Annotated in this window: 27 protein-coding genes; 15 read left to right on the top strand and 12 right to left on the bottom strand. The window is 48.9% G+C overall.

Annotated features, from left to right (window positions below):
* Positions 1-495 (bottom strand): hypothetical protein (locus AYY17_RS18975; RefSeq protein ID WP_156656745.1); only part of this gene is annotated, 495 nt, incomplete at its 3' end.
* A 446-nt stretch (positions 496-941) separates the two neighbouring features.
* On the opposite strand from AYY17_RS18975, the gene AYY17_RS18980 reads away from it, so the two are divergent.
* Genes AYY17_RS18980 through AYY17_RS19020 form a run of 9 tightly spaced genes read left to right on the top strand, consistent with a single transcriptional unit; the run spans position 942 to position 10,859 of the window.
* Positions 942-1,661 carry a hypothetical protein gene (locus tag AYY17_RS18980; protein WP_067426380.1) on the top strand — a complete coding sequence of 240 codons (720 nt, stop codon included), beginning with the start codon at positions 942-944 and terminating at the stop codon, positions 1,659-1,661.
* Positions 1,654-3,201, top strand: coding sequence for a GH3 family acyl-acid amido synthetase (locus tag AYY17_RS18985; protein ID WP_067426382.1), 1,548 nt, complete (start codon positions 1,654-1,656; stop codon positions 3,199-3,201). The genes AYY17_RS18980 and AYY17_RS18985 overlap by 8 nt, the downstream gene beginning before the upstream one ends.
* Positions 3,201-4,595, top strand: coding sequence for a B12-binding domain-containing radical SAM protein (locus AYY17_RS18990; RefSeq protein ID WP_067426384.1), 1,395 nt, complete (start codon positions 3,201-3,203; stop codon positions 4,593-4,595). Before AYY17_RS18985 ends, AYY17_RS18990 begins: the two co-directional genes overlap by 1 nt.
* Positions 4,595-5,941: a B12-binding domain-containing radical SAM protein gene (locus AYY17_RS18995; protein ID WP_067426386.1), complete on the top strand. Its 1,347-nt coding sequence runs from the start codon at positions 4,595-4,597 to the stop codon at positions 5,939-5,941. The genes AYY17_RS18990 and AYY17_RS18995 overlap by 1 nt, the downstream gene beginning before the upstream one ends.
* A complete protein-coding gene (locus tag AYY17_RS19000; RefSeq protein WP_067426388.1) occupies positions 5,938-6,966 on the top strand; it encodes a GNAT family protein in 1,029 nt (342 codons plus the stop codon). Before AYY17_RS18995 ends, AYY17_RS19000 begins: the two co-directional genes overlap by 4 nt.
* Positions 6,967-6,988: 22 nt before the next feature.
* A complete protein-coding gene (locus AYY17_RS19005) occupies positions 6,989-8,272 on the top strand; it encodes a B12-binding domain-containing radical SAM protein (protein ID WP_067426390.1) in 1,284 nt (427 codons plus the stop codon).
* The gene (locus tag AYY17_RS19010) at positions 8,269-9,612 is read left to right on the top strand and encodes a B12-binding domain-containing radical SAM protein (RefSeq protein WP_067426392.1); all 1,344 of its coding nucleotides are present in this window, start codon (positions 8,269-8,271) and stop codon (positions 9,610-9,612) included. Before AYY17_RS19005 ends, AYY17_RS19010 begins: the two co-directional genes overlap by 4 nt.
* Positions 9,613-9,630: 18 nt before the next feature.
* Complete coding sequence (locus AYY17_RS19015) at positions 9,631-10,245, top strand: phosphatase PAP2 family protein (protein WP_067426394.1); 615 nt, start codon at positions 9,631-9,633, stop codon at positions 10,243-10,245.
* Positions 10,242-10,859: a YybH family protein gene (locus AYY17_RS19020; RefSeq protein ID WP_067426396.1), complete on the top strand. Its 618-nt coding sequence runs from the start codon at positions 10,242-10,244 to the stop codon at positions 10,857-10,859. Before AYY17_RS19015 ends, AYY17_RS19020 begins: the two co-directional genes overlap by 4 nt.
* Positions 10,860-11,037: 178 nt before the next feature.
* On the opposite strand, the gene AYY17_RS19025 is transcribed toward AYY17_RS19020, so the two are convergent.
* The 5 genes from AYY17_RS19025 to AYY17_RS19045 all read right to left on the bottom strand — a co-directional run bounded on the left by AYY17_RS19025 (position 11,038) and on the right by AYY17_RS19045 (position 16,221).
* Entirely contained in the window at positions 11,038-11,958 is a 921-nt protein-coding gene (locus tag AYY17_RS19025) for a fatty acid desaturase family protein (protein ID WP_067426398.1), read from the bottom strand.
* Positions 11,958-13,304 carry a B12-binding domain-containing radical SAM protein gene (locus tag AYY17_RS19030; RefSeq protein WP_202906441.1) on the bottom strand — a complete coding sequence of 449 codons (1,347 nt, stop codon included), beginning with the start codon at positions 13,302-13,304 and terminating at the stop codon, positions 11,958-11,960. Before AYY17_RS19030 ends, AYY17_RS19025 begins: the two co-directional genes overlap by 1 nt.
* A gap of 83 nt (positions 13,305-13,387) precedes the next feature.
* Positions 13,388-14,413: a methyltransferase gene (locus AYY17_RS19035; protein ID WP_067426401.1), complete on the bottom strand. Its 1,026-nt coding sequence runs from the start codon at positions 14,411-14,413 to the stop codon at positions 13,388-13,390.
* A 149-nt stretch (positions 14,414-14,562) separates the two neighbouring features.
* Positions 14,563-15,735 (bottom strand): efflux MFS transporter YdeE, encoded by a 1,173-nt coding sequence (ydeE, locus tag AYY17_RS19040; RefSeq protein WP_067426758.1) that lies wholly within the window; start codon positions 15,733-15,735, stop codon positions 14,563-14,565.
* Positions 15,736-15,816: 81 nt separating this feature from the next.
* Positions 15,817-16,221 (bottom strand): RidA family protein, encoded by a 405-nt coding sequence (locus AYY17_RS19045; RefSeq protein ID WP_067426403.1) that lies wholly within the window; start codon positions 16,219-16,221, stop codon positions 15,817-15,819.
* Positions 16,222-16,528: 307 nt separating this feature from the next.
* On the opposite strand from AYY17_RS19045, the gene AYY17_RS19050 reads away from it, so the two are divergent.
* A complete protein-coding gene (locus tag AYY17_RS19050; protein ID WP_067426405.1) occupies positions 16,529-17,188 on the top strand; it encodes a hypothetical protein in 660 nt (219 codons plus the stop codon).
* Between the two features lie 95 nt (positions 17,189-17,283).
* On the opposite strand, the gene rcnR is transcribed toward AYY17_RS19050, so the two are convergent.
* Positions 17,284-17,556, bottom strand: coding sequence for a Ni(II)/Co(II)-binding transcriptional repressor RcnR (rcnR, locus tag AYY17_RS19055; RefSeq protein ID WP_067402867.1), 273 nt, complete (start codon positions 17,554-17,556; stop codon positions 17,284-17,286).
* Positions 17,557-17,697: 141 nt separating this feature from the next.
* Between rcnR and AYY17_RS19060 the strand changes: the two genes are divergently transcribed.
* A complete protein-coding gene (locus AYY17_RS19060) occupies positions 17,698-18,648 on the top strand; it encodes a nickel/cobalt efflux transporter (RefSeq protein ID WP_067426408.1) in 951 nt (316 codons plus the stop codon).
* 293 nt (positions 18,649-18,941) lie between these two features.
* Complete coding sequence (gene cspE / locus AYY17_RS19065) at positions 18,942-19,154, top strand: transcription antiterminator/RNA stability regulator CspE (RefSeq protein ID WP_067360990.1); 213 nt, start codon at positions 18,942-18,944, stop codon at positions 19,152-19,154.
* Positions 19,155-19,246: 92 nt separating this feature from the next.
* On the opposite strand, the gene AYY17_RS19070 is transcribed toward cspE, so the two are convergent.
* Together AYY17_RS19070 and AYY17_RS19075 are read right to left on the bottom strand one after the other, a co-directional pair.
* Positions 19,247-19,801 (bottom strand): DedA family protein, encoded by a 555-nt coding sequence (locus AYY17_RS19070; protein WP_067426409.1) that lies wholly within the window; start codon positions 19,799-19,801, stop codon positions 19,247-19,249.
* Positions 19,802-19,824: 23 nt separating this feature from the next.
* A complete protein-coding gene (locus AYY17_RS19075) occupies positions 19,825-20,502 on the bottom strand; it encodes a DUF1345 domain-containing protein (RefSeq protein ID WP_067402858.1) in 678 nt (225 codons plus the stop codon).
* 208 nt (positions 20,503-20,710) lie between these two features.
* On the opposite strand from AYY17_RS19075, the gene AYY17_RS19080 reads away from it, so the two are divergent.
* Complete coding sequence (locus AYY17_RS19080) at positions 20,711-21,463, top strand: TSUP family transporter (protein WP_235845433.1); 753 nt, start codon at positions 20,711-20,713, stop codon at positions 21,461-21,463.
* Positions 21,464-21,658: 195 nt separating this feature from the next.
* A complete protein-coding gene (gene lpxL / locus AYY17_RS19085) occupies positions 21,659-22,588 on the top strand; it encodes an LpxL/LpxP family Kdo(2)-lipid IV(A) lauroyl/palmitoleoyl acyltransferase (RefSeq protein WP_067402852.1) in 930 nt (309 codons plus the stop codon).
* 104 nt (positions 22,589-22,692) lie between these two features.
* Here lpxL and yejM read toward each other — a convergent pair whose 3' ends face one another.
* On the bottom strand, positions 22,693-24,453 hold the full coding sequence (gene yejM, locus AYY17_RS19090) for an LPS biosynthesis-modulating metalloenzyme YejM (protein WP_067426412.1): 1,761 nt from the start codon (positions 24,451-24,453) through the stop codon (positions 22,693-22,695).
* Positions 24,454-24,480: 27 nt separating this feature from the next.
* Complete coding sequence (locus AYY17_RS19095; RefSeq protein ID WP_067426415.1) at positions 24,481-24,708, bottom strand: YejL family protein; 228 nt, start codon at positions 24,706-24,708, stop codon at positions 24,481-24,483.
* A gap of 231 nt (positions 24,709-24,939) precedes the next feature.
* Between AYY17_RS19095 and yejK the strand changes: the two genes are divergently transcribed.
* Complete coding sequence (gene yejK, locus AYY17_RS19100; RefSeq protein WP_067402843.1) at positions 24,940-25,944, top strand: nucleoid-associated protein YejK; 1,005 nt, start codon at positions 24,940-24,942, stop codon at positions 25,942-25,944.
* 77 nt (positions 25,945-26,021) lie between these two features.
* On the opposite strand, the gene rplY is transcribed toward yejK, so the two are convergent.
* Positions 26,022-26,303 (bottom strand): 50S ribosomal protein L25, encoded by a 282-nt coding sequence (rplY, locus tag AYY17_RS19105; protein ID WP_067402840.1) that lies wholly within the window; start codon positions 26,301-26,303, stop codon positions 26,022-26,024.
* Between the last annotated feature and the right edge of the window lie 33 nt (positions 26,304-26,336).

The raw sequence follows: 26,336 nt of genomic DNA on the forward strand, positions 1-26,336 counted from the left end.
AGTGTCATCACTGTCCGTGTCTTCAAATAACCAGCTGTGATTTTTCAGCGGATCGGTTTTTTCTGCCGGTTCTGCGAATTCAGGGAAGAGGGATTTATCACTAAAAATCGACGCGATATGATCGGCAGCTTTTGCTGCGCTATCTTCGGCGGTCTCTTCTGTGCTCTCCTCAGCCGGAGTATTACTCACTGCCGCTTCCGGTACTGCGGGTTCCGTCTCTGTGGCTTCTCCGTTCTGTACGGAGAGGGAACTACCACTGAGGAGGCTACCCATTACCATCTGCGGATTTTGTGATTGCTGCTCTGCCAATGCGGTGGCCTGTCCGGCAGTAATTTCGGCGTGTTTTATCTCAATAAGGCGGGTAAGAAAGTGCAGAGCTGCGGTGATAGTATCGTCATCACACAGTGCAGTTAATTCTGTGTTGCGGACACGGCGTCCGGCCTGTTCCACCAGTATTGTGCAGATTGCACGCTTCTGATCGGGTGTTATCTCCATTAACCTTTCCCTCTGTTAACATCTGAATTATCACTGTGATTAAAACGGATACCCCATCCGAATTAAGGGTCATTATCCGGTATCGCTCTGACTGATGTGGCACGTGTATTCCCTTATCCATATAGGTCAGGGAATTATTTAGACATCATACTGCAAAACGTACAGGGCAAAATATGGGGGAAGTCTGATTGACGCAGGATGCTACATAATAAAATAATGACAATCTTATTAATCCTAAATTTAGGTTATTTAATACCGGATTAAGTAATGATAACTAGCGTCCGGCATCGGAAATGGGTTTCTTTTCCGGTGCCTGTTCTGTTTTTCATGATATTAAACAAAGATTCAGGCATCGCTGATTGTTTCTGACCTGAAGAAAGCTAAGATGAACATTCCACTTAAGGAAAGTTGGTCGTGCGGGCAAATATACCGGAGGAGACGGCAGAATGACGTATCGCGCATATTTTCAATCTGTAAAAAGTTTATCGCAGGCGCAGCGTCAGAAAATGGCCTCACTCTATTTTGCGTATTACACCGGCAGTGACAGTAAGCAATTTTTGTCTGATCTGGCTCATAAACAGGAAGTTCTGTTTCTGATGTATGGTGAGGAGATTGTCGGGTTCAGCACACTACAGTTTTATCCGTTCCGCGGACACCGGATTGTCTATTCAGGCGATACCATCGTGCATCCCTCCCACTGGAAACAACAGACACTGCACGGTGCCTGGCTGCGTCGTATTGCCCTGTTGCGGGAAGAGTATCCGGATGAGCGTGTATTCTGGTTTTTGCTGGTCAAGGGGGTGCGCACCTACCGCTATATGAGTACGCTGGCGCTGACGTTTTATCCGCACCGGGACGGTAATATTAAGGAGCCGGAACTGGCGAAATTAGCCGCGGATCTGGCAAAAGATAAATTCGGTGTGCTGTATAACCCGGCCAGAGGAGTGGTGGAATGCCCGACGGCATTTGGTTATCTGAACCGGACGATGGCGGCAGTTTCTGATGCGCAGCGCAGCAAGCCGGATGTCGCTTTTTTCCTGCATAAAAATCCGCACTATGTTTGCGGTCATGAACTGGTTTGCCTGTGTGAAATCACACCGGATAATATCCATCCGCGCTTTCAGTCACTTTTTACCCTGCCCGACGTTGAGTTCTGCCATGGATAATGCATGGCGTCATTTCCGGCGCTGGTCACCACCCCGTACTGAAAAATGCTCTCTACGTGAATGCCAGTCCCGTTGGCTGGCAGCTTGCCTTGCTGCGAATAAAACCTGTGCTTACGGGCAGTTACATCATTTTGATACGGTAACATCTATGCTTGATTATCAGCAGACTGTTCCTTTGACCACTTATCATGACCTTGCGCCATGGATAGCCCGGGTGGCAGATGGTGAGGAAAATCTGCTTTATAACGGCCCGACCCTGGCATTTGAAATGACCGGTGGCAGCCACAGCGGCGGTAAACTGCTGCCCTATACGGCTGCGGGCCTGCATGATTTCCGCCTCGCCGTGATTGGCTGGTTACATGATGTGGCAGACAGATTTGATCTGACTCACGGACGGGTTTACTGGGCGCTGAGCCCGGCGGTGACCCGGATAACGCAGACTCCCTGCGGATTACCGGTTGGTGGCGGTGATGCATTGTATCTGGGAGAAGAAAATCTCTCTGCATTCAGTTCATTATCAGCGGTTCCCCTGAGCCTGGGTCGGGTGGAAGACCCGGCAGACTGGCAGTTGCTTACACTGGTTTATCTTTTATGTTGTGATGATTTGCGCCTGATTTCGGTCTGGAGCCCGGCATTTTTGTTTCCGCTGCTCAATGCTCTTGATTCACGACAGACAGAGATTACCGCGCTGCTGTGCAGCGGCGGAAAGCTGGCGGGACATTCGCTGACGGCAAACCCGGCGGCGCTTGCGCGTTATTGTGATTATCTGGACAACCATAATACAGCGGTGTTATGGCCTGAGCTGACACTGATCAGCTGCTGGGATCAGGCCTCTTCCGGGCCACTGGCGCGCGCACTGATGGCGCGCTTTCGGTCAGTGACACTTCAGGGAAAAGGGCTGCTCTCCACTGAAGCGGTGATCACTATTCCGTCTGTCGGGGGTGATCCGCACCTGAGTATCGACAGTAATTTTTATGAATTCAGCCACCACTCCGGGCATCTCTTTCTTGCCGATGAACTGGAGTACGGTGAAACATACAGTGTGATTGTGACCACTAACAGCGGGCTGTACCGTTATCAGACTGATGATCGGGTGTTATGCACCGGTCACAGTGAAGAGGGGATCCCGCACCTGCGTTTTATGGGACGCGATGGTGTCAACAGTGATTTGGTCGGGGAAAAACTGACTGAACCGTTTGTCTGCGCCGGTCTGTCCGCATTGCAGGATTTTGCCGTGCTTGCCGCCGACCCGCAGGCGCCGGGCTATGTCCTGCTGCTCAGTGACTCAAATATGAATGATGAGCAGGCACAGGAGAGCTGTGATGTGGTTGAACATTATCTGTGCAGTAATCCGCAGTACCTTTATGCGAGACGCCTCGGGCAGCTTAATCCGCTGACATATTACCGCCTGCATGAGCCGGTGGAGCACTATTTCCGCTTACAGTTACAACAATCGAAACGGCTGGGAGAAATAAAAATCCCGGCGCTGCTGACGACACCTGATTGGCGGACCATGTTTGACCTCAGGGAGTTTCCGTGATGACACCGACTATTTATTCACCTCAGCGTCCGCTGGATTTGGTGCTGCTCTCACCTAAAGGACCGCTGTACCGCAAGCAGGGCGGGATTTTCAAACGTTCTCTGCGTTATCAGCCGCTGACGCTGACGACACTTGCGGCATTAGTGCCGAAATCCCTGCCGGCGACTATCCGGCTGATTGATGAAAGCATTGAGGAGTTACCGGACGATTTTACCGCCGATCTTGTTGTGATGACGGTGATAACCGGAAATGCGCCGCGCGCCTATGATCTGACCGCGCAGTTCCGGGCAAAAAAAATCCCCGTCGTGCTCGGCGGACCGCACGTGACCTTACTGCCACAGGAAGCGTTGCAGCATGCCGATACAGTCTGTATCGGCTATTCAGAGCAGAGCTGGCCGCAGCTTATCCGTGATTTTATGGATGGTACGATGCAGCGGGAGTACCGGCAGAGTGCGGATTTCACCCTGGATATACCTGATTTACCATTTCCTGAACGCGAGCGTTTTGATGCAAAACATTTTCTTACCCAGGGGGTATTTGAAGCCACCCGTTCCTGTGCGCACAACTGTGAATTTTGTGTCGCGCCGAGCGCCTGGGGACGAAAACAGTTTCAGCATCCGGTGGAATGGGTGACGGAAGATATCCGCCGCTATGTGGAGCGCACCGGCAAACGGAAAGTGATTTTTGTCGATTTAAACCTGGTATCTGATATCGGTTACGCCAAACGGCTGTTTACGGCGCTGATCCCGCTGAACATTCAGTGGTTCGGGTTATCAACGGTACTGATTGCTCATAACCATGAATTGATGGAACTGATGGCACGCAGCGGCTGTAAAGGCTTGCTGCTGGGGCTGGAAACCGTCAGTGACGGCAGCCTGAAAGATGCAGGAAAGAAATTTAACGGCTCGGTGGATTACAAAGAATTAATCGGTGATTTGCACCGCTTAAAGATAGCGATTCAGGGCTGTTTTGTGTTCGGATTGGATCACGATACCACGGATGTGTTTGACCGCACGGTTGATTTGGCAATTGATGCCGGAATTGATTTACCGCGTTTTTCTGTTCTGACGCCGTTCCCGGGCACGCCGCTGTTTAAGCGTCTGGAAGAGGAAAAACGGATCTTAACTACCGACTGGTCACTGTATGACGCGCAGCATGTGGTGTTCCGTCCGGCGCTGATGAGTGCGCGGGAACTGGAGCTCGGTCATGAGCGGGCATGGAAAAAAGTGTACCGCTACAGCAGTATTGCGCGGCGCTTATGGCAGGCGCGTAATTTTAAACCGCTGGCGCTGACGGCAAACCTGGGTTATCGCTTCTATGCGCATCATCTGCATCAGTATTACACCTGTGACTGGCCGATAGAGCATCATCCGGCAAAATCGGGCAGCAACTGATGCGGCTGACCTTTATTCATCCGGCGATTGGTCACCGGCGCGGTGAGGCGTATCTGCGCTCTTGGCAGATGGAGCCGCTGCCGGTGGCAACACTGAAAGGACTGACCCCGGCGGATATCGACACCCGTTTTTATGATGATCGCCTGGAGACAATCCCGTTTGATGAACCAACGGATCTGGTTTCCATTTCGGTGGAAACCTACACCGCGAAACGGGCGTATCAGATTGCAAGCGAGTACAGAAAGCGCGGAGTGCCTGTGCTGATGGGCGGTTTTCATGCCACGCTGATGCCGGAAGAGGTAAAACGCTTTGCCGATACAATTGTGACCGGTGAGGCAGAATCAGTCTGGGAAACACTGATTGATGACTGGCGGCACGGCACGTTACAGCGGGAATACCACGGGGAACAGACAGATCTCCGGGGTGTACGTGTTGATCGCAGTTTATTTGCAGGCAAGCGCTATCTGCCGATAGGGCTTATCGAAACCGGGCGCGGCTGCCGTTTTCACTGTGAGTTCTGCGCGGTTCAGGCATTTTATCAGCAACGTTACCGGCGGCGTGATCCTGACCATGTCCTGCGGGAACTGGCAGAATTGAAAGGCACAAAAAATCTGTTTTTCTTTGTGGATGATAATTTCGCGGGTAGTCTGCGGGAGAGTCGTGATGTTTTACCGGAACTGGCAAAAGCCGGTGTCCGCTGGGTGACTCAGATGAGTATTGATGCCGCCCATGATGAAGAATTTGTCCGCGCACTGTCACAGGCGGGCTGCCGTGGTGTTTTGATCGGGTTTGAATCTCTGAATGAAGCTAACCTGCGGCAGATGAAAAAAGGCTTTAATACTATGAAAGGCGGCTTCAGTCAGGCGCTGGCAAACCTGCGCCGTCATAGTATTGCGGTCTACGGTACCTTTGTGTTCGGCTATGATAGTGATACGCCGGACTCTTTTGGCGAAGCCGTGGCTTATGCCCGGGAGCAGAGTATGTATATCGCGGCGTTTAATCATATGACGCCGTTTCCGGGCACGCCGCTTTATGAACGTCTGGCGCAGGAAAAGCGCCTGCGTTATGAACAATGGTGGCTTGATGATAACTACCGTTACAACGAGCTGCCGTTTTATCCGGCACAACTGTCTCCGGAGGCAGTCACGCAAGGATGCCTCTCAGCACGGAAGGCATTTTATAGTTCACGATCGATTTTTCAGCGCAGCTGGCGTAACCGGGGGGATTTCTTTATGTTTCGCAATTACTTCCCGATTAACTGGTTGCATCACCGGGAAATAAGCAGCCGTAACGGCTACCCGCTTGGTGATGAAAATTGGCAAGGTAAATTATCAGAGGTGAAATGATAGAGGTCATTGACGCGACAACGGAGCATATCGCAGAGTTACTCGGGCTCCTTGAAGAGAACGCCATGCAGGGTGATTGGGAACTGATTATGACCCGTCGCCCGGGCTATTTTTCGCCCCGGGATGATTTCGGGGAGGTGTATCCGGCACTGGCCAGAGACGGCGACACCCTGGTGGGTATGTGCCAGCTCACTATACAGACCGGCTGGGTGAATGGTGAAGAGGCGCAGATGGGCTACCTCAGCAGCTTGCGTATTGTACCGAAATACCGCAATCATCTGAAAGTATTACAGGCAGGATTTTCCTACCTGCGGCAGCTACCGACACCGGATCACTGCTACACCAGTATTGCGGAAAATAATCTGCTGGCGCGCCGGTTACTGGAGCGGGGGGTGGAAGGGTTGCCGCTTTACCGTCATCTGAGCAACATGACTACGCTGGCGATTAACAAAAACCGGGGTAAAAACCACGGGCTGTGGAAATTGGTTCCGCCAGAAGATTATACGGATGTTATGCGTTTTTTTGCCCAGGAAGCAGAGTCACGCCAACTGGCACCGGCAATGAATCTCAAGGCGATGCAGCAGGTCGGGATCACGGTTCTGGGCAGTTATCAGAACGGACAACTGGTTGCGTGCGGGATGCTATGGGATCAGCGGGCATTCAAACAGGTGGTGGTCGCGAATTACTCCGGAAAAATGAAGATGCTGCGCCCGGTTTATAATGCCTTTGCAGGCATGACCAGGCGTCCGCAGATGCCGGCAATCGGGGATGTTATCCCGCAGAGCTTCCTCTCATTCCTTGCATGTACGGATGACAGGCTGATCCCGGATCTGATTGAGGAAGCGATGTTGTTTTGTTCCACGCCAATCATGACAGTCGGACTGCCATCAAGTCATATCTGCACAAGCGATGTGATTGCCCGTACCGGTGCATCGGTATATTGCACCCGGATCTATGGGGTGGATCTGACGGCAGCGCCTATGTGGGACGGGCGGATTGTGTGGCCGGAGGTGGCTCTGTTGTGAACATCGTGCTTATCTACCGAATATGGGAGATTACCGCACGAAAGATGCCATGACACCGTTGGCGATAGGTATTCTGGCGGCGCTGTCACCGGGACACCACCTGACATTTTATGATGATCGCCTGGAAAAAATCCCGGACTCTCTGCCGGACGCGGATCTTATTGCGATATCGGTTGAAACCTTTACCGCCCGGCGCAGTTACCAACTGGCGGATAAATTTCGTCAGCAGGGCAAAAAAGTGGCGCTCGGCGGCTGTCACATTACCTTTATGCCTGATGAAGCCGCCGCCCATGCAGATACACTTTTGCTGGGTGATGCAGAAGGCGCATGGGAGCAGATGCTCGCGGACACAGAATGTGGCACATTGCGTCCGCGCTATCAGGGGGAGCACACGCGCCCGCTGACAGAGTACAGACTTGACCGGCAGATTTTTGCCGGCAAGCGTTATGCGCCCATCTCGCTGGTGCAGTACTCGCGGGGCTGCCGTTTTGCCTGTGATTTTTGCTCCATTCATGCATTTTATCCGGGCGGCGTGCGAACCCGTCCGGCGGCGCAGGTGCGTGAGGAGATCCTTTCTCTGCCCGCCAATCGCTTTATTTTGTTTGTCGATGATAATCTGTTTTCGGGTCGTCGTGCACTGAATGAGTTTTTACAGATGCTCGCACCGCTGAAACGGTGCTGGGGCTGCCAGATAAGTATTGATATAGCGCGTGATGAAAGCATGCTCGATGCGTTGGCGCAGGCGGGCTGTGGTTTTGTGCTGATAGGTTTTGAGAGCCTGAACAGTGCGAATTTACGGCAGATGGGAAAATCCTGGAATCATTCAGCAGGTGATTATGCCGCGGTTGTGGCAGCGCTGCACCAGCGCGGGATCGGCGTTTACGGTACCTTTATTTTTGGTTATGACGACGACACGCCTGATACCATTGCGCAGTGTCTGCACTTTGCACAAGAGAACCGGCTGGAAGTCGCAAATTTTAACTTACTGAACCCGACTCCCGGTACAGCGCTGTATGACAGACTAAAATCACAGGAAAGGCTGCTTTCACCGCACTGGTGGATTGACCCGGATTACCGCTACGGCGACCCGGTGTTTACGCCCGGCAGCATGAGTAAGGATCAACTGACCACCCTCTGTTTTCAGACCAAAACCCGGTTTTACCGGTTTGGCTCTGTTATCCGGCGGCTCTGCCGGTTTAGTCCGCGACGGCGCTGGCGCACATTGTGGGTGGCGTGGCTGGTCAATATTGTTTCTCACCGGGAAATTGCCCGCAAACAAGGGAAACAGCCGGGGGAAAAAGCATGAAGCTGATACTGATCAAACCCAATATCGGGCGGCGCGAACACAGTCTTTATGTTGATGAAGGGCGGATGGAGCCGCTGATGCTCGGCATTCTTGCCGCACTCACGCCACCGGATGTCGAGGTTGTGCTGTATGACGACCGCATGGAAAGCATTCCTTATGATGAACCCGCCGACCTTGTCGCTATCACGGTTGAAACCTTCACCGCCCGCCGTGCTTATGAGATAGCCGCGCAATTCCGCGCCCGGGGTGTGCGGGTGGTGATGGGCGGTATTCACGCCACACTGCTGCCGGATGAAGTCGCATTGCATGCTGATAGTGTCTTTACCGGAGACGCGGAAACCCGCTGGGCGGAAATGATCCGTGACGCGCAAAAAGGGCGGCTGAAGCCTCGCTATGACGCGCCTGCCGGTGTCGGACAAATCGATCACAACCAGTGTGGTTGTCTGCCGCGGCGTGATATTTTCAAAGGTAAAGGCTATCTCCCGATCAGTCTGATGCAGTTTACGCGGGGTTGCCGGTTTGCCTGCCGTTTCTGTGCTGTCAGCCGTTATTTCGGACGGCAGCATTATATCCGCCGTATTGATGAAGTGGTGCGTGAGATTGAAACGCAGAAGCCAAAATTTATCTTTTTTGTCGATGACAATATCGCATCTGATCATGGCGCGCTCAGTGAGTTATGCAGCGCGCTGACACCCCTGAATATTCACTGGATAAGCCAGGCAAGCCTGGATGTCACCCGCAACCGCCCGCTGATGATGAAGCTACAGCAAAGTGGCTGCTGGGGAAATGTGATGGGGTTTGAATCCATTAACCCGGACAGTTTGCGTGATGCGCGAAAATCGCCGAATTTACGCGAATTTTCACAATATCGTGAAGAAATTGCCATATTGCGTGATTTCGGATTGCAAACCTGGGCGGCGTTTACCCTCGGCTATGATCATGATACGGCTGAGAGTGTGGAACAAACGACAGAGTTTGCCCTGAAAAACCGCTTTGCTTTTGCTGCTTATAATATTCTGATGCCGTATCCGGGAACGCCGCTTTATCAGCAGCTTGCTCAGGAAAATCGTCTGTTGTTTGACGGAAAATGGTGGTTGCATCCGGAATACCGTTTTAATCAGGCGGCATTTAAGCCCGCGCAGATGAGCCCGGAAACTCTGACAGAGCTGTGCCACAGTGCCCGCAGCCGGTTTAACAGTGTGCCGTCGATTATCCGCCGCTTTTCTGATCTGCGTCTGACTCTGCAATCTCTTTCCCGCATGGCGACATTCTGGCGCTATACCTTATTGTTCCGCAAAGAAGTGCATAAGAAGCACCGGATGCGGTTCGGGCTGAAATAACAATAAAGGAGGCGGCTGATGATCGGCGGATCTGACTCTTTCGCGCAGCGCGCACTCAGTTACCTGCTTTGGTGTATCCCGGTCAGTGTGGTGTTTTTTACCCTTTATCCGCTGATGAATATGTTTACTGCCGGGCGCGAAACGCTGTATTCCTTATGGGTTCCGTCTGAACTGGCTATTCCGTTTGTACCCGGGTTTATCTGGGTGTATTGCTCGTTTTACCTGATTATTCTGGCTCCGTTGTGGTTTGTGCTGCGCCGCGAACACCGGCAGCTTGCATTCACTTTTATGGCGGTGACGCTGATTGGCGGATTGATCTTTTTTCTGCTTCCGGCACAGCTTGGTTTTGTACGGCAACTGCCGGATAACCCGCTTTACCGGACTATGTATCAGACACTGTTTGAACTGGATCAGCCACATAATCTGGTGCCGTCGCTGCACGTTGCCTGGTCGTGTGCGGCAGTACTGGCAATTATCCGTCATACCGGAAAAGGGCTGACGGTGCTGTTTTTACTGTGGCTGGCGCTGATCGCGCTCTCCACATTACTGGTTCATCAGCACCATGTGGCAGATGTTGTTACCGGGTTGCTGCTGGCTGTGATTGTTTCATCTGTAATGAGGAAATTATTATGAAAAGGATCATTATCAGTGCATTGATGGTATTGAGTTTTTCACTTCATGCGCAGCCCGGTGAAGAAGATGGCGCTATTCATGACGAATTGCGTCAGGTGATCGCGACAGTTGCCGGCGCTATCAACAGCGGGGAGTATGACAAAATGCTGCCGGTGATGAGTGAAAATCTGCGGGCAACACCTATTACGCAGGAGTTTATTTCAGGCAGGGAGGCGATAAAACCCTATTTTGAGTCCTGGTTTGGTCCGGATAAATTCCTGAAAAAGCTGAATATCAGTTTTGATGCCGATGTGGTGACCGAGCTGTCAGCGGATAAAACCTGGGGGATAGCATACGGCAGCGGTCTGGAGAAATATCAGTTAAGTGACGGGCGCACATATGATTTCCCGACCCGCTGGACGGCGGTTGTTGCACCTGAAGAGGGCAAATGGAAAATCCGCGCTATTCATATCGGGACAAATTTTACCGATAATCCGCTGCTGAATGAAACAACTGCTGCACTGAACGGCATGATGTACGGTGCAGGCGGGCTGGTGATTGGTCTGCTGGCTGGTATCTTCCTGTTCCGCCGTAAATGTGCGGGTAAACCGGAAACGGCAACGGATAAAAAATAACAGCGGAGTTTCTTTGCTGAACCCGGGGGCGGCTGATAACGGGCAAAACGAAAAGACGCTGTAAATACATCCGTGTAAGCTCAGCCGCGCCATCCATGGCGCGGATGCTTTTCGTTGTTCTGCCCGTTATCGCCGTAGCACCTGACCGGTAGAGTTATCAATAAAAAACACGTTTCCCTTATTTTCCCCGCGGAAATAAAAAATCCAGATCTGCCTGTGCGCCCATTTGTGGTGCAGGGCGCACGCCATAGCGCCACAAACTGAAATAAATCCGCCAGAATGTCGGGCGCGGCTGGTCATCCACCAGAGACGGTAACTGATACCAGGGTGCCTGAGGATGCTGGTGGTGCGCAAGATGACAGTGATAATTAAGGGCTATCCAGCGGGAAAGCGGCAGAACTTTCAGGTTCCAGGCTCCGTTCATTACATCGCGGCGGCTCCATGCATGATCAACATATTGCAGTGCTGACCAGTGCAGTGCGAATGCCCACAAGCAGAGAAAATAGCCCGCCGCACTTAAATCCAGCGACCAGAACAGCAGCGCCTGCCAGAGAAAGGCCCCCAGCAACTCACTCCATACTGTCAGCGGCGGCAGTTTTGCCAGTTCGGGAACCTGGGAGCCGAACCCCAGCGCCGGGGCGATTTTTGTGACAAATACCCGCGAGCGGTAAACACCCGGCGCAAAGAACCAGATAAAGTTGCCGAGCAGTACGCAAAAATAGTAAAGCCCCAGCAGATTCCCTGCGTAGAGCCAGATATTTCGCAACCAGCGGGGTTGGTCTGGCAGATAATAATCATACAGCTCATTATCAGTGCGGTTATTTTTATGATGGTTTAAATGTGCCCGGCGCTGGAGGGTAAACGAGGTCGGAAAAGCCCACGCAGCAATCACACCAATCACGCGGTTTCCGGTTGCAGAATGTGCCGCCACACCATGAACCGCCTCATGCAGGATGGCAAAAGGCATATTGTTTACCAGCATAAAGCCAATCAGGGCGGGCAGCGCCCAATACCAGGAAAGATGACTGACTGCCCACAGACACACAGCCGCTGCCGTCATTGAAAAAATCAGTAAAACAGTATTAAGCAAAAGACGCATCAGTCAGTTTTCCTTGTGTTATCAGGCACTACTGCGGGGCTGAACAGAGAGGTTTTTTCATGGCGCAAACGGCGGCCATAGAGACGAAAGCCGAGGTTTGCCGCCAGGCGGATCAGGCGGTTTCCCGGATGGCTGAAAACCCGCCGCACGATAGCAGACAGCCGGTAAGTTTCGCGCCAGGCTTCATGCAGCAGTGCGTTCAGCTCTTCCGCTTGCATCTGTTTTGGTTGAAAAACAACGTGCTCGTTATCATACAAACTCAGGTCTTGTGTGATTAACCGGCCTTCCTGCTTCATTCTTTCCCACAACCGGGTGCCCGGCAGCGGTGTCAGGACAGAAAAACGCACCAGATCCAGACCGAGAGCCGGTATCCGGCGGAGCGTGTCGCGGATGCTTTCCGGGGTATCTTCATCAAAACCCAGGACAAAACAGCCTAGTGCCGCTATTTTATTCTCACGCAGACGACGGATTTGCCTCTGATAGTCACTGACCTGATTACAGCGCTTTCCGACAGATATCATGGTGTGCTGGCTGAGGTTTTCCAGCCCGATCAATAATCCTTCACAACCACTGTCGCACAGGGCGCGGAATACCTCTTCGTCGTCGGTCACATTAAGCGTTGCCAGCCCGGACCAGCGAATTCTGAGGGGGATCAGGGCGCGGAAGAGCGCGAGGCTGTACCCGCGATCGGCATACAGGTTAGGATCAAGAAAAATCCAGCGCCGTTCACCACTGAGTTTTATCTCTTCAATGACCTCTTCAACCGGGCGTGCTGTCCCTTTGCGTCCCCACTGATGCTGTATTGCACAAAAATCACAGGATAACGGACAGCCGCGATCAGCAATAATTGTCGGGATTTTCATGTAAGCACGGCGGGGAAGCAGATCACGGCGCGGTACCGGCATTGGCAGATAACCCCGCTCCGGTGTGTGCTGATAGCGGGCAAGCGGATGTTCGTCCGCAAAGTCCTGTAAAAATTGCGGCCAGATGTGTTCACCTGCGCCGATCATGATGGTATCTGCATAATGTGCAGCTTCATCAGGTTGCAGGGTGACATGCGCGCCGCCCATGGCAACATATGCTCCGCGCTGCTGCCAATAACGGCACAGCGCATAGGCTCGCGGAGAGGAAGAGGCGGTGGAGGTGATAACCACCAGGTCAAAATCTCCGGTGGTGACCGGCGGGGAAACGCCTTCATCTGTCAGTGTCAGTTCAGCATTCAGGTGCGGCGGAACAAGCGCGGCAAGCGTGATAAGGGTCAGCGGGGCATAGCTGATGGCAACAGAAAATGCACTTTTCCGGTAACGGTACGTCCTGTCAAACGGTAAAATCAGTAAAATCTTCACCGTGGCATCCTGCTCCTGAATTTGACATAAGTAAGATAACAATGACACAGTGCGCAGGTATACGCACTGTGTCTGATCAATTATCAGGCTTTAACCACCTCCAGAATCGAGACATAGCAGCCGGTCGGGATCAGGCGGTTAATTTTCAGTCCGGCTTTTGTCAGCAATGCCTCAAATTCAGGTATGGTCCGTTCGCCGCCGTTCGGGAAGGCGGTCAGGCAGAGAATATCCATCGCATGACGGGAATCCAATTTTTTAACCGGATAGATGACCGGCTCAATAATCAGCAATTTACTGTCTTTTCGCATGGATTCACGACAGTTGTTCAGTATTACGAGCGCCCGCTCGTCCTGCCAGTCCTGCATAATATTTTTCAGGATATAAATATCAGACTCAGGCAGGGCTTCAAACAGGTTACCGGAGACGGCAGTCCACCTGTCGTCCATACCCTGTCCTGACAGCCGGTTGTCCGAAAGCACATGCGGGCGGTCAAGCAATATGCCGTGAAGTGTCGGGTTTGCCCGCAGGATCCTGAGCAACAACCCGCCCAGACCACCGGCGATATCCATCACACGGCTCTTTTCAGGGAATTCATAAGTATTGACGACAAAATAGTTTTCCACCTCAGAGAGGGCAGACATCCCGGACGGAAAATTGTAGTCACCGCCCTGATGTTTTTCATGGTATTCGTAGAAGGATTCACCGAAACAGTCTTCGAACGGCGGTTTTCCCTGAATGGCATCGGTAACCTGACCAACAGGTTTCCACAGTGTTTCATCTGTCAGCATCAGAATGGTGTGGCGCTGTGAATAGGGATGATCGGCTTTCAGAAATTCTGCTTCGGCATTCAGCCCGTAAAGATCATTGTCATCAGCGGTAAAGATGCCGTTGGCGGTCAGCATCCGGAATACTTTATGCAGCAGAGCCGGATGTGATTTTGTTTTTTCTGCCAGCGTATTAACAGAAAGCGGTTCCTTTGCGAGATGATCGGCAAGATGCAGTTGTGCAGCTGTACGCAGACATCCGGGCAGAGTAAAGCTCATCGCGATATCCATAACACGAAGCGCGGCTTTCTCTTCAGCGGGCGTCATTGGTATATTTTGTGACATAAAGCGACTCCTGTTTTAGTTAAATAAAATTAAACAATCAGGAGAAGCATAGCCCGGACAAGAAATATTGCCGTAACAAAGTATAAGTATTATTAACTATTTAATAGTTAATTATTCGGATATTAAATATTTGGTACAGCGCTCACAATTCAGCGATGTGCATTACTAATCCGCAGCCCGCGCATCATACAGAGCCAGGCACCGGCGGAGACACCAATCAGCATCAGCCATAAGGTATCAGGCGGAAAGCTGGTCAGAACACCACCGGTGAACAATGGGTTAAACGCGCCACCCAGCCAGCCGAGGGATTGTGCGGAAAAATAGCTTGATTTCATGCCATCCGGGGCAATACCGTCGATCAGCATATATTCACCCGGCGCATAAATCAGTTCACCGAGGGTAAACACGAAGGCTGCGAGCCCCCAGAACACTAAATTACTGCCCGCCATCATAAACCCGGCAAGTCCGCCCATAAAAAACAGGGTGCCAAGCGTCATCAGCTTTTTCAGATTTTCCTGGCGGAGTCGCCGCCCGACCATGTACTGCAATGACACCACGACGGCAGCATTAACCGGCAGGACCACACCAATTACCTTTTCCGCCAGTGTCGAATCCGCAACTGTCAGTACATATTGAGATATACAGGCCGAAAAGGAGCCGAAAACCAGGGAGCCCAGAAATGCCGACAGTGTGAACCAGAGCAGCGCTTTATCATGAAGCATCACAGAGGGCTGCCAGGTCGTGCTGCTGCCGGTTGCGGCAGACGGCGGAACACTGCGGACAAAACGCTGAATAAAGAAGACAGGGAACGATGCGGTGAAAGCCGCAAGCCAGAAAGGCAGGTTAGCACTGTACATCAGCAGTGCGGTGCCGACAGGCGGGCCGACTGTCCAGCCCATGTTGACAAAGGTGTAGTTCAGGGAAAACACCTTTGTTTTACGTGCCGGTGGCAGTGTATCAGCAAAATAGGCTTTCAGAACGGTGGCAAAAACGGAATAAGCACAGTTAACCAGAGAGAAAAAAACCACCACAAGGGCAATATTGTGAGTAAGCGGAATGGCGATAAATCCTGCGATATAAACCAGGATTGAAACCAGCATATAGCGCTTTTTATCAAATTTATCCGCAATAATTCCGAAGCCGAGACTGAAAAGCACGCCGGTAGTCAGTGCCACCGTTAATGCAATACCCACCTGATCGACAGCCATACCGTATTGACGGCTGAGATAAATCGCCATAAACGGAATGGTGGCACCGCGTCCGATGGTAATTAAAAACGAAGAGGCTAACAGAGCAATAGTCGAGCGTGTGGCGGCTTGCATGGTGACAGTCTCAATAATATTATTTTTTATATTCAGGTAATCAATATCATGCAAATCAGGCGCTGTACAGCGCCTTTCCGGTTATGGCAGCACTGCCTGCGCTTCTATCTCAATCAGCCATTCCGGCAGGGATAATCCGCTGACGATAATCCAGGATGATGCCGGGGCGGTGGCGGCAAATTTTTCGTTCAGCACATCCGCAATTGCCATTTGTTCATCATGTGAATCAGCCCCGGCACGGATATAAATCCGCAGCATAACCACATGAGAAAGATCCCCGCCGGCAGCTGCAAGTGCGCGGGCAATATTATCCACAGATTGTGCCGTTTGCTCCCGCATTCCGCCGGGCACGGTGATTTCCCTGTGATCAACACCGACCTGACCGGACAGAAACAACTGACGGGTACCGGTGGTTTCCACTGCCTGACTGAACCCGTATTGCAGTGAATTAAACAAGTCGGGCGGATTGATAAGTTTCTTATGCATAATGACCTTTTAACTGAGTTTTTTACTAAATAAGAGAAAGTACTGGTTTTATCATAAAATGTTTTATTGCAGTATAAATTAACGCAATATTAACAGCGATGAGTGTTATGAAATAAAACACAAACAGACAACATGGATAATTCTTAATTATTAATATGTATATTTATCTCCATTATTCCGTCAGGCAGAATATTTCTATATTCTTTCCCGTAAAGCACGTAGCATTGGGATAATAACCGGGCATTATTCTGAGATCGGTTCAGCGCATGCTTTAAAGGGAATTTATTTTTAAATTAAGGATATATCAATGTCGAATTTTGATAAGACTGACGGACAATTCCATGAGTTTACATCACCGCTGAATGAAGGGGATTTTTTTGCATTACCGGTTGAGTCATCTGTACCTGAAGGTGTAACGCCGATTATTGATGAATCGACAGGGCTGTGTATTGGTTATTTGTATGGCATGAACGGGGTTTATCATATTTATGATATTAATGGTCACTACCAGACGGTGTATGAAATACCGCTGGAGTCACCGTTGTTTGACCCGCTGGATCTGCTGTTGGTCGGCGGTGTGGTGGCGAAATTGTGCGGACGAACCTCTTTACTGATGCGCGGCGGGGCTACCCGGGCTGTCAGCAGCGGCGGCGTAAAACTGAGTATGCAAATTGTCTCATCACTGAAAAGTCGTCTGATGCTGAGTTCAGCGGCCACAAAAATGAAATATTCACCGCAGGCCGCCAGAGCAATGAGTGATCGCAGCCGTTATGTGCCGGATTATATTCTCAGTAAAGTTATCAGAAACGGCAGGCAGACTGAGATATTAATTGCGGCATCCGGTGAGCAATTTAATAAATATTCGATGACAATTAAAAAACATCGTTATGGCGGGCAGCTTATGGATGTTTATCTGAATGTGATTGTTGATGCCGATAAAAAAATCATAACAGAATTTAATTATTGAATATAGCTGATGTAATTATAAGGTGATGCAGAATGCATCACCTTTATTTCACGGCAGTGTGAAATAAATAACCGGATAAAATACAGTGCAAAAAATTATTTTATATAAGAGTCCAGCACTTTCAGCACAATATCTAAATCATCCTGTCGTTTTTCTTCATCTTCCTGATGAACAACATGCTCTGTCAGGTGTCCTTTAATCACTTCCCGCATTAACCCGTTAACTGCGCCGCGTATAGCCGCAATTTGTTGCAGAACAGCCGCGCACTCATGAGGTTCATCCAACATTTTTTTCAGTGAATTTACTTGTCCCTGAATTTTGCTGGCCCGGTTCTGAAGTTTCTGTTTATCCCTGATGGTGTGTGACATAGCAGCCCTGTGAGATAAGGTGATATAGAGTTAACGGGTAAAATAGTAGCACTTTAGTCAGACAAAAGGGTAGTTTATTTATACTGGGGGGGAGTATACTGCGTTCACTCTTTCTCTTTCTGAAAATACGGGCGCACAGGTATGACTGATTTTGCTTCTTTATTACAGCAGGGTAATGCGTGGTTTTTTATCCCCGGTGCGATTGCACTCGGTGCATTACACGGGCTGGAGCCGGGGCATTCAAAAACCATGATGGCGGCATTTATAATAGCCGTAAAAGGCACGGTCAGGCAGGCGGTATTGTTGGGGCTGGCAGCGACATTATCTCACACGTTTATTGTCTGGGTTATCGCGCTCGGGGGCATGTATATAAGTAAGCACTTTACTGCCGAAGCGGTTGAACCCTGGTTGCAGATGGTATCTGCCGTCGTTATTTCAGCCACCGCGTTCTGGATGTTTATGCGGACCTACCGCGGTGAAAAAGGCTGGCTGGCGGGAGTGCAGGAAGACAGTCATGGCCATCATGACCATCCGCATAATGAGCATCACAGCCACGCTCATGATGACCACGCTCATCATGACCACGTTCATCATGACCACGTTCATCATGACCACGTTCATCATGACCATGATCATCACGACCATGATCATCACGACCATGATCATCACGACCATGATCGTCATCACGGCCATGGTTATCATGACAGTGAATATCTTGATGCGCATGCCAGGGCGCATGCGGATGAAATTAAACATCGTTTTACGGATGGCCGTGCGACAAACAGCCAGATATTACTGTTTGGTCTGACCGGCGGACTGATCCCGTGTCCGGCAGCAATTACGGTACTGCTAATTTGTCTGCAGCTGAAAGCGTTTACCCTGGGCGCAACAATGGTGCTCAGTTTCAGTATCGGGCTTGCGCTGACATTAGTCACGGTAGGGGTTGTGACGGCAATTGGTGTCAGGCAGGTTAACCGCCGCTGGCAGGGATTGAGTGATATCGCTAAAAAGGCGCCTTATTTTTCAGCGGCACTTATCGCAATTGTCGGCCTGTATATGGGGATCCACGGTTATATGGGGCTGACGGCATAACGAACGATATCGTTCAGGGATATCCGCGGGAATGTCCCTGCTTTTATAAATACCCCTGTTTTTATAAGATTAAGCAAAAAATGATTTGCGTGACGGGAATTCGTGTGGTTTAATACTGCCACTGGTTTGGAAGTGCAGACCTATTTATGTCAGTCCGGTTAGTCATTCTGCGTTAAGTGTTTCTTTTTAGTTACCTTAACATAGCGAATTCCTTCTAATAGTTCCCATAAGTAAATCGAAATCAAACCGCAAATACGCCTTATGGCAACAAGATAAAATTAAAGGAAATACAAATGTCTAACACAATCACTGGTACTGTAAAATGGTTTAACGATGATAAAGGTTTTGGCTTTATCACTCCAGCTGACGGTAGCAAAGACGTGTTCGTTCACTTCTCTGCAATCCAGAGCGACAACTTCAAATCACTGGCTGAAGGCCAGAAAGTTTCTTTCACCATTGAAAATGGTATGAAAGGCCCGGCAGCGGGTAATGTGGTAGCGCTGTAATTCAGCCACCCATTAAGCAGATTTAAGAACCTCACTTCGGTGGGGTTTTTTTATGCCTGTCGATCAGGAATATCACCGGTATTTGTTTAAGGTTAATGGCGGCGGGTTCGCTTTCTGCGTAGTAACATGATCAGAATAATGATAGCGGCAATAATAATAAACCAGGAAAGATAAGTATGCAGTGGTAATGCCAGCACAGCGGCACTGGTAAAATAACCGGCAGACACAATAATAATTCCCCACAGCATTCCGCCGATAATATTCAGTATGAAAAATTTCAGAGGATCTACTTTTGCCGCACCGATAATGATCGGGCCAACTGTCCGTAATCCGTAAGCAAACCGGATACCGATAATAATAAGGCTTTCTCTGTGCTGAATTATCTGTTGCACACGGATAATTTTATCAGCATGGCGACGAAAGCGGGGCAGAATTCTGTCACCGGCAAAATAGCCGGTGAAAAACAAAATATTATCGCTGACAATACCACCAAGTGCAGCAAATAACATTACCCGCGGATAAGATAATAACTGATTATGTGCTGCTATCCCTGAAAGAAATGCCGCAGTTTCACCCTCGAGCATTGTGCCGAAAAAAGTTGCCCAATAACCATATTCTGTAATCCAGCGGGTGAGTATCTCCGTCATTGGTTATGTTTACCTTCCGCGTATTAAAAGAAGCTGGCTGAAATATTGATGCACAGACCCAATATAGCCATATTAAAAATAAAAGAGACAATGGATTGTAATATTACAGCGCGGCGCATTGGTGTTGAGGCAATTTCAACGTCTGCTGTTTGTGATGCAACGGCAATGGTAAAGGAGAAATACATAAAATCAGAATATCCGGGCTCTGCGGGTTTATCCGGAAATATTAACCAGGGCTTATCCTGTTCAGCATTATTATAATAAAGATGAGCATAGTGCATTGTAAAACCGGCCGGCAGTAACAGCCAGGATGATATAAGAGTGGAAGCGGTCAGAATATACGGATAAATTTTGTCATGTCCGGATAGATCCCCGTGCCCGCCTAATGCGAAGAACAGAACCAGCAAACTTACACAGCAACCGGCCAGCAGAAAAAATATCACCATTCGCGCACTTTCATCCTCAATTTTCGTGAGTTTACGGATATCTTTTACATTTTTATTGATCATTCGTTCAAACAGAAACAGCAGATAAACCCAGGAAAATGCATTCCAGCCGAAAATCAGGCACATCAGGGTGCTTTGAGTGGGAAGTAATACAAGAAAAGTGATCAGAGCCACAAACAGTGAAACTACAAAACGCGGACGTGCATGAAGAGTATGGCGAACAATATGGGTGATGCGGATGCCGTAACGTAACATATCAATGCCCTGTCAGAAATAGCTGATTACAGTGTACTACTATATCAAATATTTAACAAAGTAGGCTTGTGTCATCTGAATGTGCGGATCTTCCTGCACAGAATTACAGCTGAACACTTTTTATTCATGATATTTCCGTAAAGATCACTTTTTGCCGGCAGATTTATATTTATACTGGTCAATATCATAATATTAAAAGTAACTTTCCATGAGCATAACATTGCTTGTTATCATGTTTTTTGTTGCGGTTGCAGCCGGTTTTATTAATGTGGTTTCAGGCGGAGGCGGATTTCTTTCCATCAGTGCATTACTGATTTCAGGTTTACCTCCTGCTAACGCACTTGCTACAAATAAAATGCAGGCATTGGGCAGTTCATTAACATCCGGAATTTATTTTTTACGCCAGGGACGAATTGATTTAAAAAATAATAAATGGGTTTTTATTGCTACCTTCTTTGGTGCGGCAACCGGTACTATTTTTGTTCAGTTCATCGATCCGTCATTCTTAAAAAAATTACTCCCAATACTTATTATCGGAGTGACGCTTTATTTTATTTTTTCGCCGGATATTACAAAATCAAAAGAAAAGCAGCGTGTTTCTTATTTTGTATTTTCATTTATCTGCGGCGGAGGGATCGGATTTTATGATGGCTTTTTGGGGGCAGGAGCAGGCACGTTTTATACAATAAGTTATATGTTATTATTGGGCTATCGTATAGATAAAGCACAAATACACTCTAATTTTCTGAATCTGGCATCCAATACCTCGTCAGTTATTTTTTTTGTTGCAGGCGGAAAAATGATCTGGACGTTAGGCTTGCTGATGTTTGCCGGTCAGGTGATTGGCGCCAGACTGGGGGCGGGGGTTGTGCTGTCATCAGGCCAGAAAATAATCAGACCAATGATTATTTTAGTCTCTGCGGGGATCAGTATAAAAATGCTGATTGACATGTATTATTGACATAAGGCTTATCTGTCGGGGAATTATCTGTTTTTTCACAGGATTGAGTTGGGTAACGGAAAAGTATGAATTTAGTGAACATTAAATACTTGTTGAAAATAAAAAATATTATAAAATGACTTTTATTGCTTAATGTAGTCTAATTTCACTAAATCTTAAAGGAAGGTCTTTTAAGCCTCTGAAGGACTCTTGTCTGTGTATTCGAAAAATTCGTTCTCGTTAAAATTACTTCACCCGAAATATTTTCTGACCTGGTTTGGTGTTTTTGTTTTGTTTTTATTGGTTCAATTGCCTTATGTGTGGTTGCTTTTCATCGGTAAGCGCTTAGGTAAATTCTCACGGTTTTTTATAAAAAGACGTGTATCTATAATCAGGCGAAACCTGGAGCTATGTTTCCCTGAAAAAACAAATTCTGAAATTAATGATATGGTTATGGATAATCTCGCCTCTCTGGGGATGGCATTATTTGAAACCGGTATCGCCTGGTTCTGGAGTGACAAAAGGCTCAGTAAGTTATATTCCATCAGCGGCTTATCCAATTTTACTGATGCAAATAAGAAAAATGCAGGTATTTTACTGATTGGTACGCATGCGATGTTACTGGAGCTTGGCGGCCGGATTATGGGATTGAGCCTTCCTGTCAATGCGATGTATCGCCCGCATAATAATAAAGCAATGGAATATATTCAGACAAAAGCACGGTGCCGCTCAGGTAAGGGCATGATTGACAGGAAAAATCTGCGGTTTATGGTGAATGAGCTGAAGAAAGGTCAGGCGATATGGTTCGCACCTGACCAGGATTTTGGTGTAAAAGGAACCGTATTTGTCCCTTTCTTTGCTGTTGAAAATGTCTCCACATCAAAAGGTGCGGTGATATTAGCAAGTTTATCCGGGTCACCTTCACTGACGGTTTCTCTGGTCAGAAATGATAATAAAGCAGCGGATAAGCATTACAGCTTAATTATTGGTCCTGAAATAGAAGGCTTTCCAAGCGGAAATGAGCGGGATGACGTTCATAAAATGAATAAAATCATAGAGGCGGAGATCATGAGAGCTCCTGACCAGTATCTTTGGGCACACCGCCGCTTCAAAACCAGGCCGAAAGGTGAGCCCGGAGTATATTGATTAATAATCATATATTGATATATATGGTCTAAATTAACAGATATAAAAAAACCAACCCACTGAGGTTGGTTTTTTTATATCTGTAGCCCGGCGGAATCTGCCGGTTAATCGGTATCAATAAACCGTTTTTGCTCAGTCAGTACCTGTAATAATTCCGCCATATCCGGCTTGGCATGCTTAATTGTTTCATTATTTTCATCGAAACGCTGATATTTCCCCTGCGATGTCAGAACAGAGGCTGAATCAGGTTTGATAATCACCAGGTGGTTGTTATCTCCGGTAAATATCCATGGTTTACGTCGTGCCGGGCTGAAAAGGTCTTCACCCTGAGTGTATTCACTTTGCGGATTGCTGACGTGCAGCAGGCGTTGCATCAGCGTTGCCATAATATCAGGGTGTGCGGTCAGTTTACTGATAACTTGTGCCGGTGTTTCAGGCCAGTGGATAAGCAACGGTACGCGCAGCTGTCCACGGTTAAATTTCCCGTCTGTAACCCAGGTGCTCTTTAATTCATTCACGTCATCATTGGCACCGGCAGTAATGATAATGACGGTTTTATCCCACTCACCACGTGCCCGGATATCCTGTATCAGTATGCCCAGAGCATCATCAATATCTGTCATATCAGAATTAAGCGGTACTGGTGAACTCAGGTTAACCAGTGCAAACCATGGCTGCCCCGGGCGGGTTTGTTTCAGCCAGGTACTCCAGCGGTCAGCCACATCAGCAATACTGCTGTTTTTTTCTGTCGCTTCTCCGCTATCCCGCAGTGGTGGCAGGCTGTAATCTGCCAGCAGTGCATAGCGATAGAGTGGTGACGTAAAGTTTTCTGTTGAGAAAAAACCGGTCTGATAGTTTTGTGCACTGAGTGCAGACATCAGCGCCGACGGAACACGTCCGTTCAGTATGCCGTCATAATATGAGCCTGAGATCCCGTAATACAGCCCGAATTGGGCTTTTTCCGGATCAATTTCACTGCTGTAGTGCCGGGTGAACTGCGTGCTTTCCTGTGCGAAATGCGCCAGCTTCGGCATCGACTTGCTGATGTCGTCCTGATCCAGATAAGAGAGTGTGACGAGCAGCAGGTTATATCCGCTGCCGTTGTTCGCGTAGCTCAGTTTATTGACCGGATACTCTACGCCCTGGGCCGTCGGGTCGCCGTGCAGGAGGAGTTGCTGTTCATAACTGCTGGTGTCAATCAGCCCGTGGCGCTCAAGGAATTTGCGGGCGGTCATCGGGTAGGAAACCGGCAGATTGTAGCGTTGCATTGTTACCGGGCGATAGAAATTGGCATCTGCCCAGATATACATAATATGAGAAGTAATAAAGGCGGTGATAAAAATCACGGCAACCGGTTTACCGAATTTTTGCCGGTTCAGGCTGCGCAGCTTCTGCCAGCTCCAGGTGCCGAACAGCATCTCAATAAGAAAAATAACCGGGATAGCAATAAAGATAAATTGCCAGCGCCGCGCCATTTCACCCTGTACAGGGTTTATCACCAGATCCCAGACGACGGGGTTCAGGTGAAGACGGAATTGTTCATAAATTCCGATATCAAACAGCAACAGTGTCAGTCCGGCGGTGCCGATAGCGGCAGAAAGAAACCTGAGAAGACGTTGCGACATCACCACAAAGGTGAGCGGGAAGATAATCAGCAGATAGAGAGCGAACGCCAGAAAACTGAAGTGCCCAAGCCAGCTGCTGATGGCATAAATACGACCGGTCAGTGTGCCCGGCCAGTCAGAAATAAACAGGTAACGGCTGCTGAGTACGAGGCTCAGCAGTATATTAAACAGGGTGAACCAGTGCCCCCAGCTTATCATCTGGGAGACTTTGTCACCGTATTTCGGACGATACGTTACCATAGTGTTTCGTTATCAGCCGGAGTGCGGTTAATGCGCTTTATCTTCACTGACGGAAGATTTCAGTGCACGGGCAAAGGAGTCTGCAATATGCACGCGCTGCGATGGTGCAACACTGGTATTGATGAGATTGGTTACCATATTTCCTAATACCATAAGCGAGAGATCGGTTGGTGTCCGGTTTTTTTCGAGCACACTGACCAGCTCAGCCAGTAACTTTTCAACGTGTTCATCACTGTAGCGGGATGACTGTGGCATAAACGTATATATCCTGATTGTACAAAGCTCTATATCATAACTGATGAGCGGGCGTATTTCTGCTTTTTGCAGAAAATTATTTCAATTATGGATGCCGTTACGCAGGAAGAAACATTTTTTTATTCTGCATTCAGTCGGTTGCCATGTTGTGGCGTATTCTGGTGTGAATGAGACTTGCACGCGTATCATAACGATGTTTGAATACGCGCAAATGAGGCTGAGGAGCAAAAAATGAGTCTGGATATTATTCAGATTGCGTTACATCAATTGATTAAACGCGATGAGCAGACACTGGAAGTGGTACTGCGGGACACACCGCTGGAAAAAACCGCCATTGTTGAAGATATGATGGCAGAACTGCACCGGGTCTACAGCGCGAAGAGTAAAGCGTACGGTGTATTTAATGAAGAGAGTGAGTTATCAGCTTCACTGCGCTTACAGCGTCAGGGAGAGGAAGAATTTCATGCTTTTACCCGCGCGGCAACAGTGCGGCTGAAAGATGAACTGGCAAAATATCCGTTTGCCCAGGGCGGGGTGGTATTATTTGCCCATTATCGCTACCTGGCGGTGGAGTATCTGCTGGTCGCAGTTCTGGACAGTTGTCAGAGTATGCTGGTAAATGAGAGCCTGGAACTGAACAGCACACATTATCTGGATATCCCGCATGCGGATATTATTGCCCGCATTGATTTGACTGAGTGGGAAACAAATCCTGAATCAGTCCGTTATCTGACCTTTCTGAAAGGCCGGGTCGGGCGTAAAGTGTCTGATTTCTTCATGGATTTCCTGGGTGCCGCCGAAGGGTTTAACGCCAAAGTGCAGAACAAAGGTCTGTTACAGGCGCTGGATGATTACTGTGAAGAGACACAGGCCGGTAAGCAAGAGCGTCAGGCGTACCGCAAACAGGTCTCTGAATACTGCAATGAGCAGTTGCAGAGCGGGGAAGAGATCCGTCTGACTGAGTTGTCCGCAGAGCTGCCGCCATTGGGCGAACAGAGCTTTGCTGAATTTACACAGGAAAAAGAGTACGGACTGGAAGAGTCCTTTCCGGCAGATCGCAGTACACTTCGCCAACTGACAAAATTTGCCGGCAGCGGCGGCGGAATGACAATCAATTTCGATGCGATGTTACTGGGTGAGCGGATTTTCTGGGATGCGGCAACAGATACGCTGACAATTAAAGGTACACCGCCGAATTTGCGGGATCAGTTACAGCGCAGAGGCAATAAAGGATAGCAGGGCATAAATAAATAACGCCGCAAAAGCGGCGTTATTTACTCGGCGTCCCGATAAAAGCTCGATAGTTGGCGTAATTAAGCGCGCAGGAAATCGATATGTGTCAGTTTAGGCTTGAACGGGTGACGTTGCACAGCCTGTACTTTCACTTTAGTTTCTTTACCATCGACAACCAGAGTCACTACATCGTAGAAACCAGGTTTGTTTTCAAGGTTGATCAGTTTATCGTGATCAAGTTCGATGGAAACAGGTTCCTGGTTGCCACCGTAAACGATAGCAGGGAACTTGTTTGCGCGACGCAGGCGGCGGCTCGCACCCTTACCCTGATCTTTACGTAATTCAGCATTAATAGTAATCATAACTTTTCTCTTTGAAAAGAGTAAAAAAATCTC

The sequence above is a fragment of the Morganella psychrotolerans genome (assembly GCF_001676055.1).
In the GTDB taxonomy this organism is placed as follows: domain Bacteria; phylum Pseudomonadota; class Gammaproteobacteria; order Enterobacterales; family Enterobacteriaceae; genus Morganella; species Morganella psychrotolerans_B.

Excerpts from the sequence above, each read along its gene's own strand:
- AYY17_RS18985 (WP_067426382.1), top strand. The coding sequence starts at position 1,654 with ATGGATAATGCATGGCGTCATTTCCGGCGCTGGTCACCACCCCGTACT.
- AYY17_RS19010 (WP_067426392.1), top strand. The coding sequence starts at position 8,269 with ATGAAGCTGATACTGATCAAACCCAATATCGGGCGGCGCGAACACAGT.
- AYY17_RS19025 (WP_067426398.1), bottom strand. The coding sequence starts at position 11,958 with ATGCGTCTTTTGCTTAATACTGTTTTACTGATTTTTTCAATGACGGCA.
- yejM (WP_067426412.1), bottom strand. The coding sequence starts at position 24,453 with ATGGTAACGTATCGTCCGAAATACGGTGACAAAGTCTCCCAGATGATA.
- AYY17_RS19050 (WP_067426405.1), top strand. The coding sequence starts at position 16,529 with ATGTCGAATTTTGATAAGACTGACGGACAATTCCATGAGTTTACATCA.
- AYY17_RS19075 (WP_067402858.1), bottom strand. The coding sequence starts at position 20,502 with ATGTTACGTTACGGCATCCGCATCACCCATATTGTTCGCCATACTCTT.
- AYY17_RS19095 (WP_067426415.1), bottom strand. The coding sequence starts at position 24,708 with ATGCCACAGTCATCCCGCTACAGTGATGAACACGTTGAAAAGTTACTG.
- AYY17_RS19080 (WP_235845433.1), top strand. The coding sequence starts at position 20,711 with ATGAGCATAACATTGCTTGTTATCATGTTTTTTGTTGCGGTTGCAGCC.
- AYY17_RS19045 (WP_067426403.1), bottom strand. The coding sequence starts at position 16,221 with ATGCATAAGAAACTTATCAATCCGCCCGACTTGTTTAATTCACTGCAA.
- cspE (WP_067360990.1), top strand. The coding sequence starts at position 18,942 with ATGTCTAACACAATCACTGGTACTGTAAAATGGTTTAACGATGATAAA.
- rplY (WP_067402840.1), bottom strand. The coding sequence starts at position 26,303 with ATGATTACTATTAATGCTGAATTACGTAAAGATCAGGGTAAGGGTGCG.
- AYY17_RS19060 (WP_067426408.1), top strand. The coding sequence starts at position 17,698 with ATGACTGATTTTGCTTCTTTATTACAGCAGGGTAATGCGTGGTTTTTT.
- yejK (WP_067402843.1), top strand. The coding sequence starts at position 24,940 with ATGAGTCTGGATATTATTCAGATTGCGTTACATCAATTGATTAAACGC.
- AYY17_RS19020 (WP_067426396.1), top strand. The coding sequence starts at position 10,242 with ATGAAAAGGATCATTATCAGTGCATTGATGGTATTGAGTTTTTCACTT.
- AYY17_RS18980 (WP_067426380.1), top strand. The coding sequence starts at position 942 with ATGACGTATCGCGCATATTTTCAATCTGTAAAAAGTTTATCGCAGGCG.
- AYY17_RS18990 (WP_067426384.1), top strand. The coding sequence starts at position 3,201 with ATGACACCGACTATTTATTCACCTCAGCGTCCGCTGGATTTGGTGCTG.
- AYY17_RS19000 (WP_067426388.1), top strand. The coding sequence starts at position 5,938 with ATGATAGAGGTCATTGACGCGACAACGGAGCATATCGCAGAGTTACTC.
- rcnR (WP_067402867.1), bottom strand. The coding sequence starts at position 17,556 with ATGTCACACACCATCAGGGATAAACAGAAACTTCAGAACCGGGCCAGC.
- AYY17_RS19070 (WP_067426409.1), bottom strand. The coding sequence starts at position 19,801 with ATGACGGAGATACTCACCCGCTGGATTACAGAATATGGTTATTGGGCA.
- ydeE (WP_067426758.1), bottom strand. The coding sequence starts at position 15,735 with ATGCAAGCCGCCACACGCTCGACTATTGCTCTGTTAGCCTCTTCGTTT.
- AYY17_RS19015 (WP_067426394.1), top strand. The coding sequence starts at position 9,631 with ATGATCGGCGGATCTGACTCTTTCGCGCAGCGCGCACTCAGTTACCTG.
- AYY17_RS18995 (WP_067426386.1), top strand. The coding sequence starts at position 4,595 with ATGCGGCTGACCTTTATTCATCCGGCGATTGGTCACCGGCGCGGTGAG.
- AYY17_RS19035 (WP_067426401.1), bottom strand. The coding sequence starts at position 14,413 with ATGTCACAAAATATACCAATGACGCCCGCTGAAGAGAAAGCCGCGCTT.
- AYY17_RS19005 (WP_067426390.1), top strand. The coding sequence starts at position 6,989 with ATGGGAGATTACCGCACGAAAGATGCCATGACACCGTTGGCGATAGGT.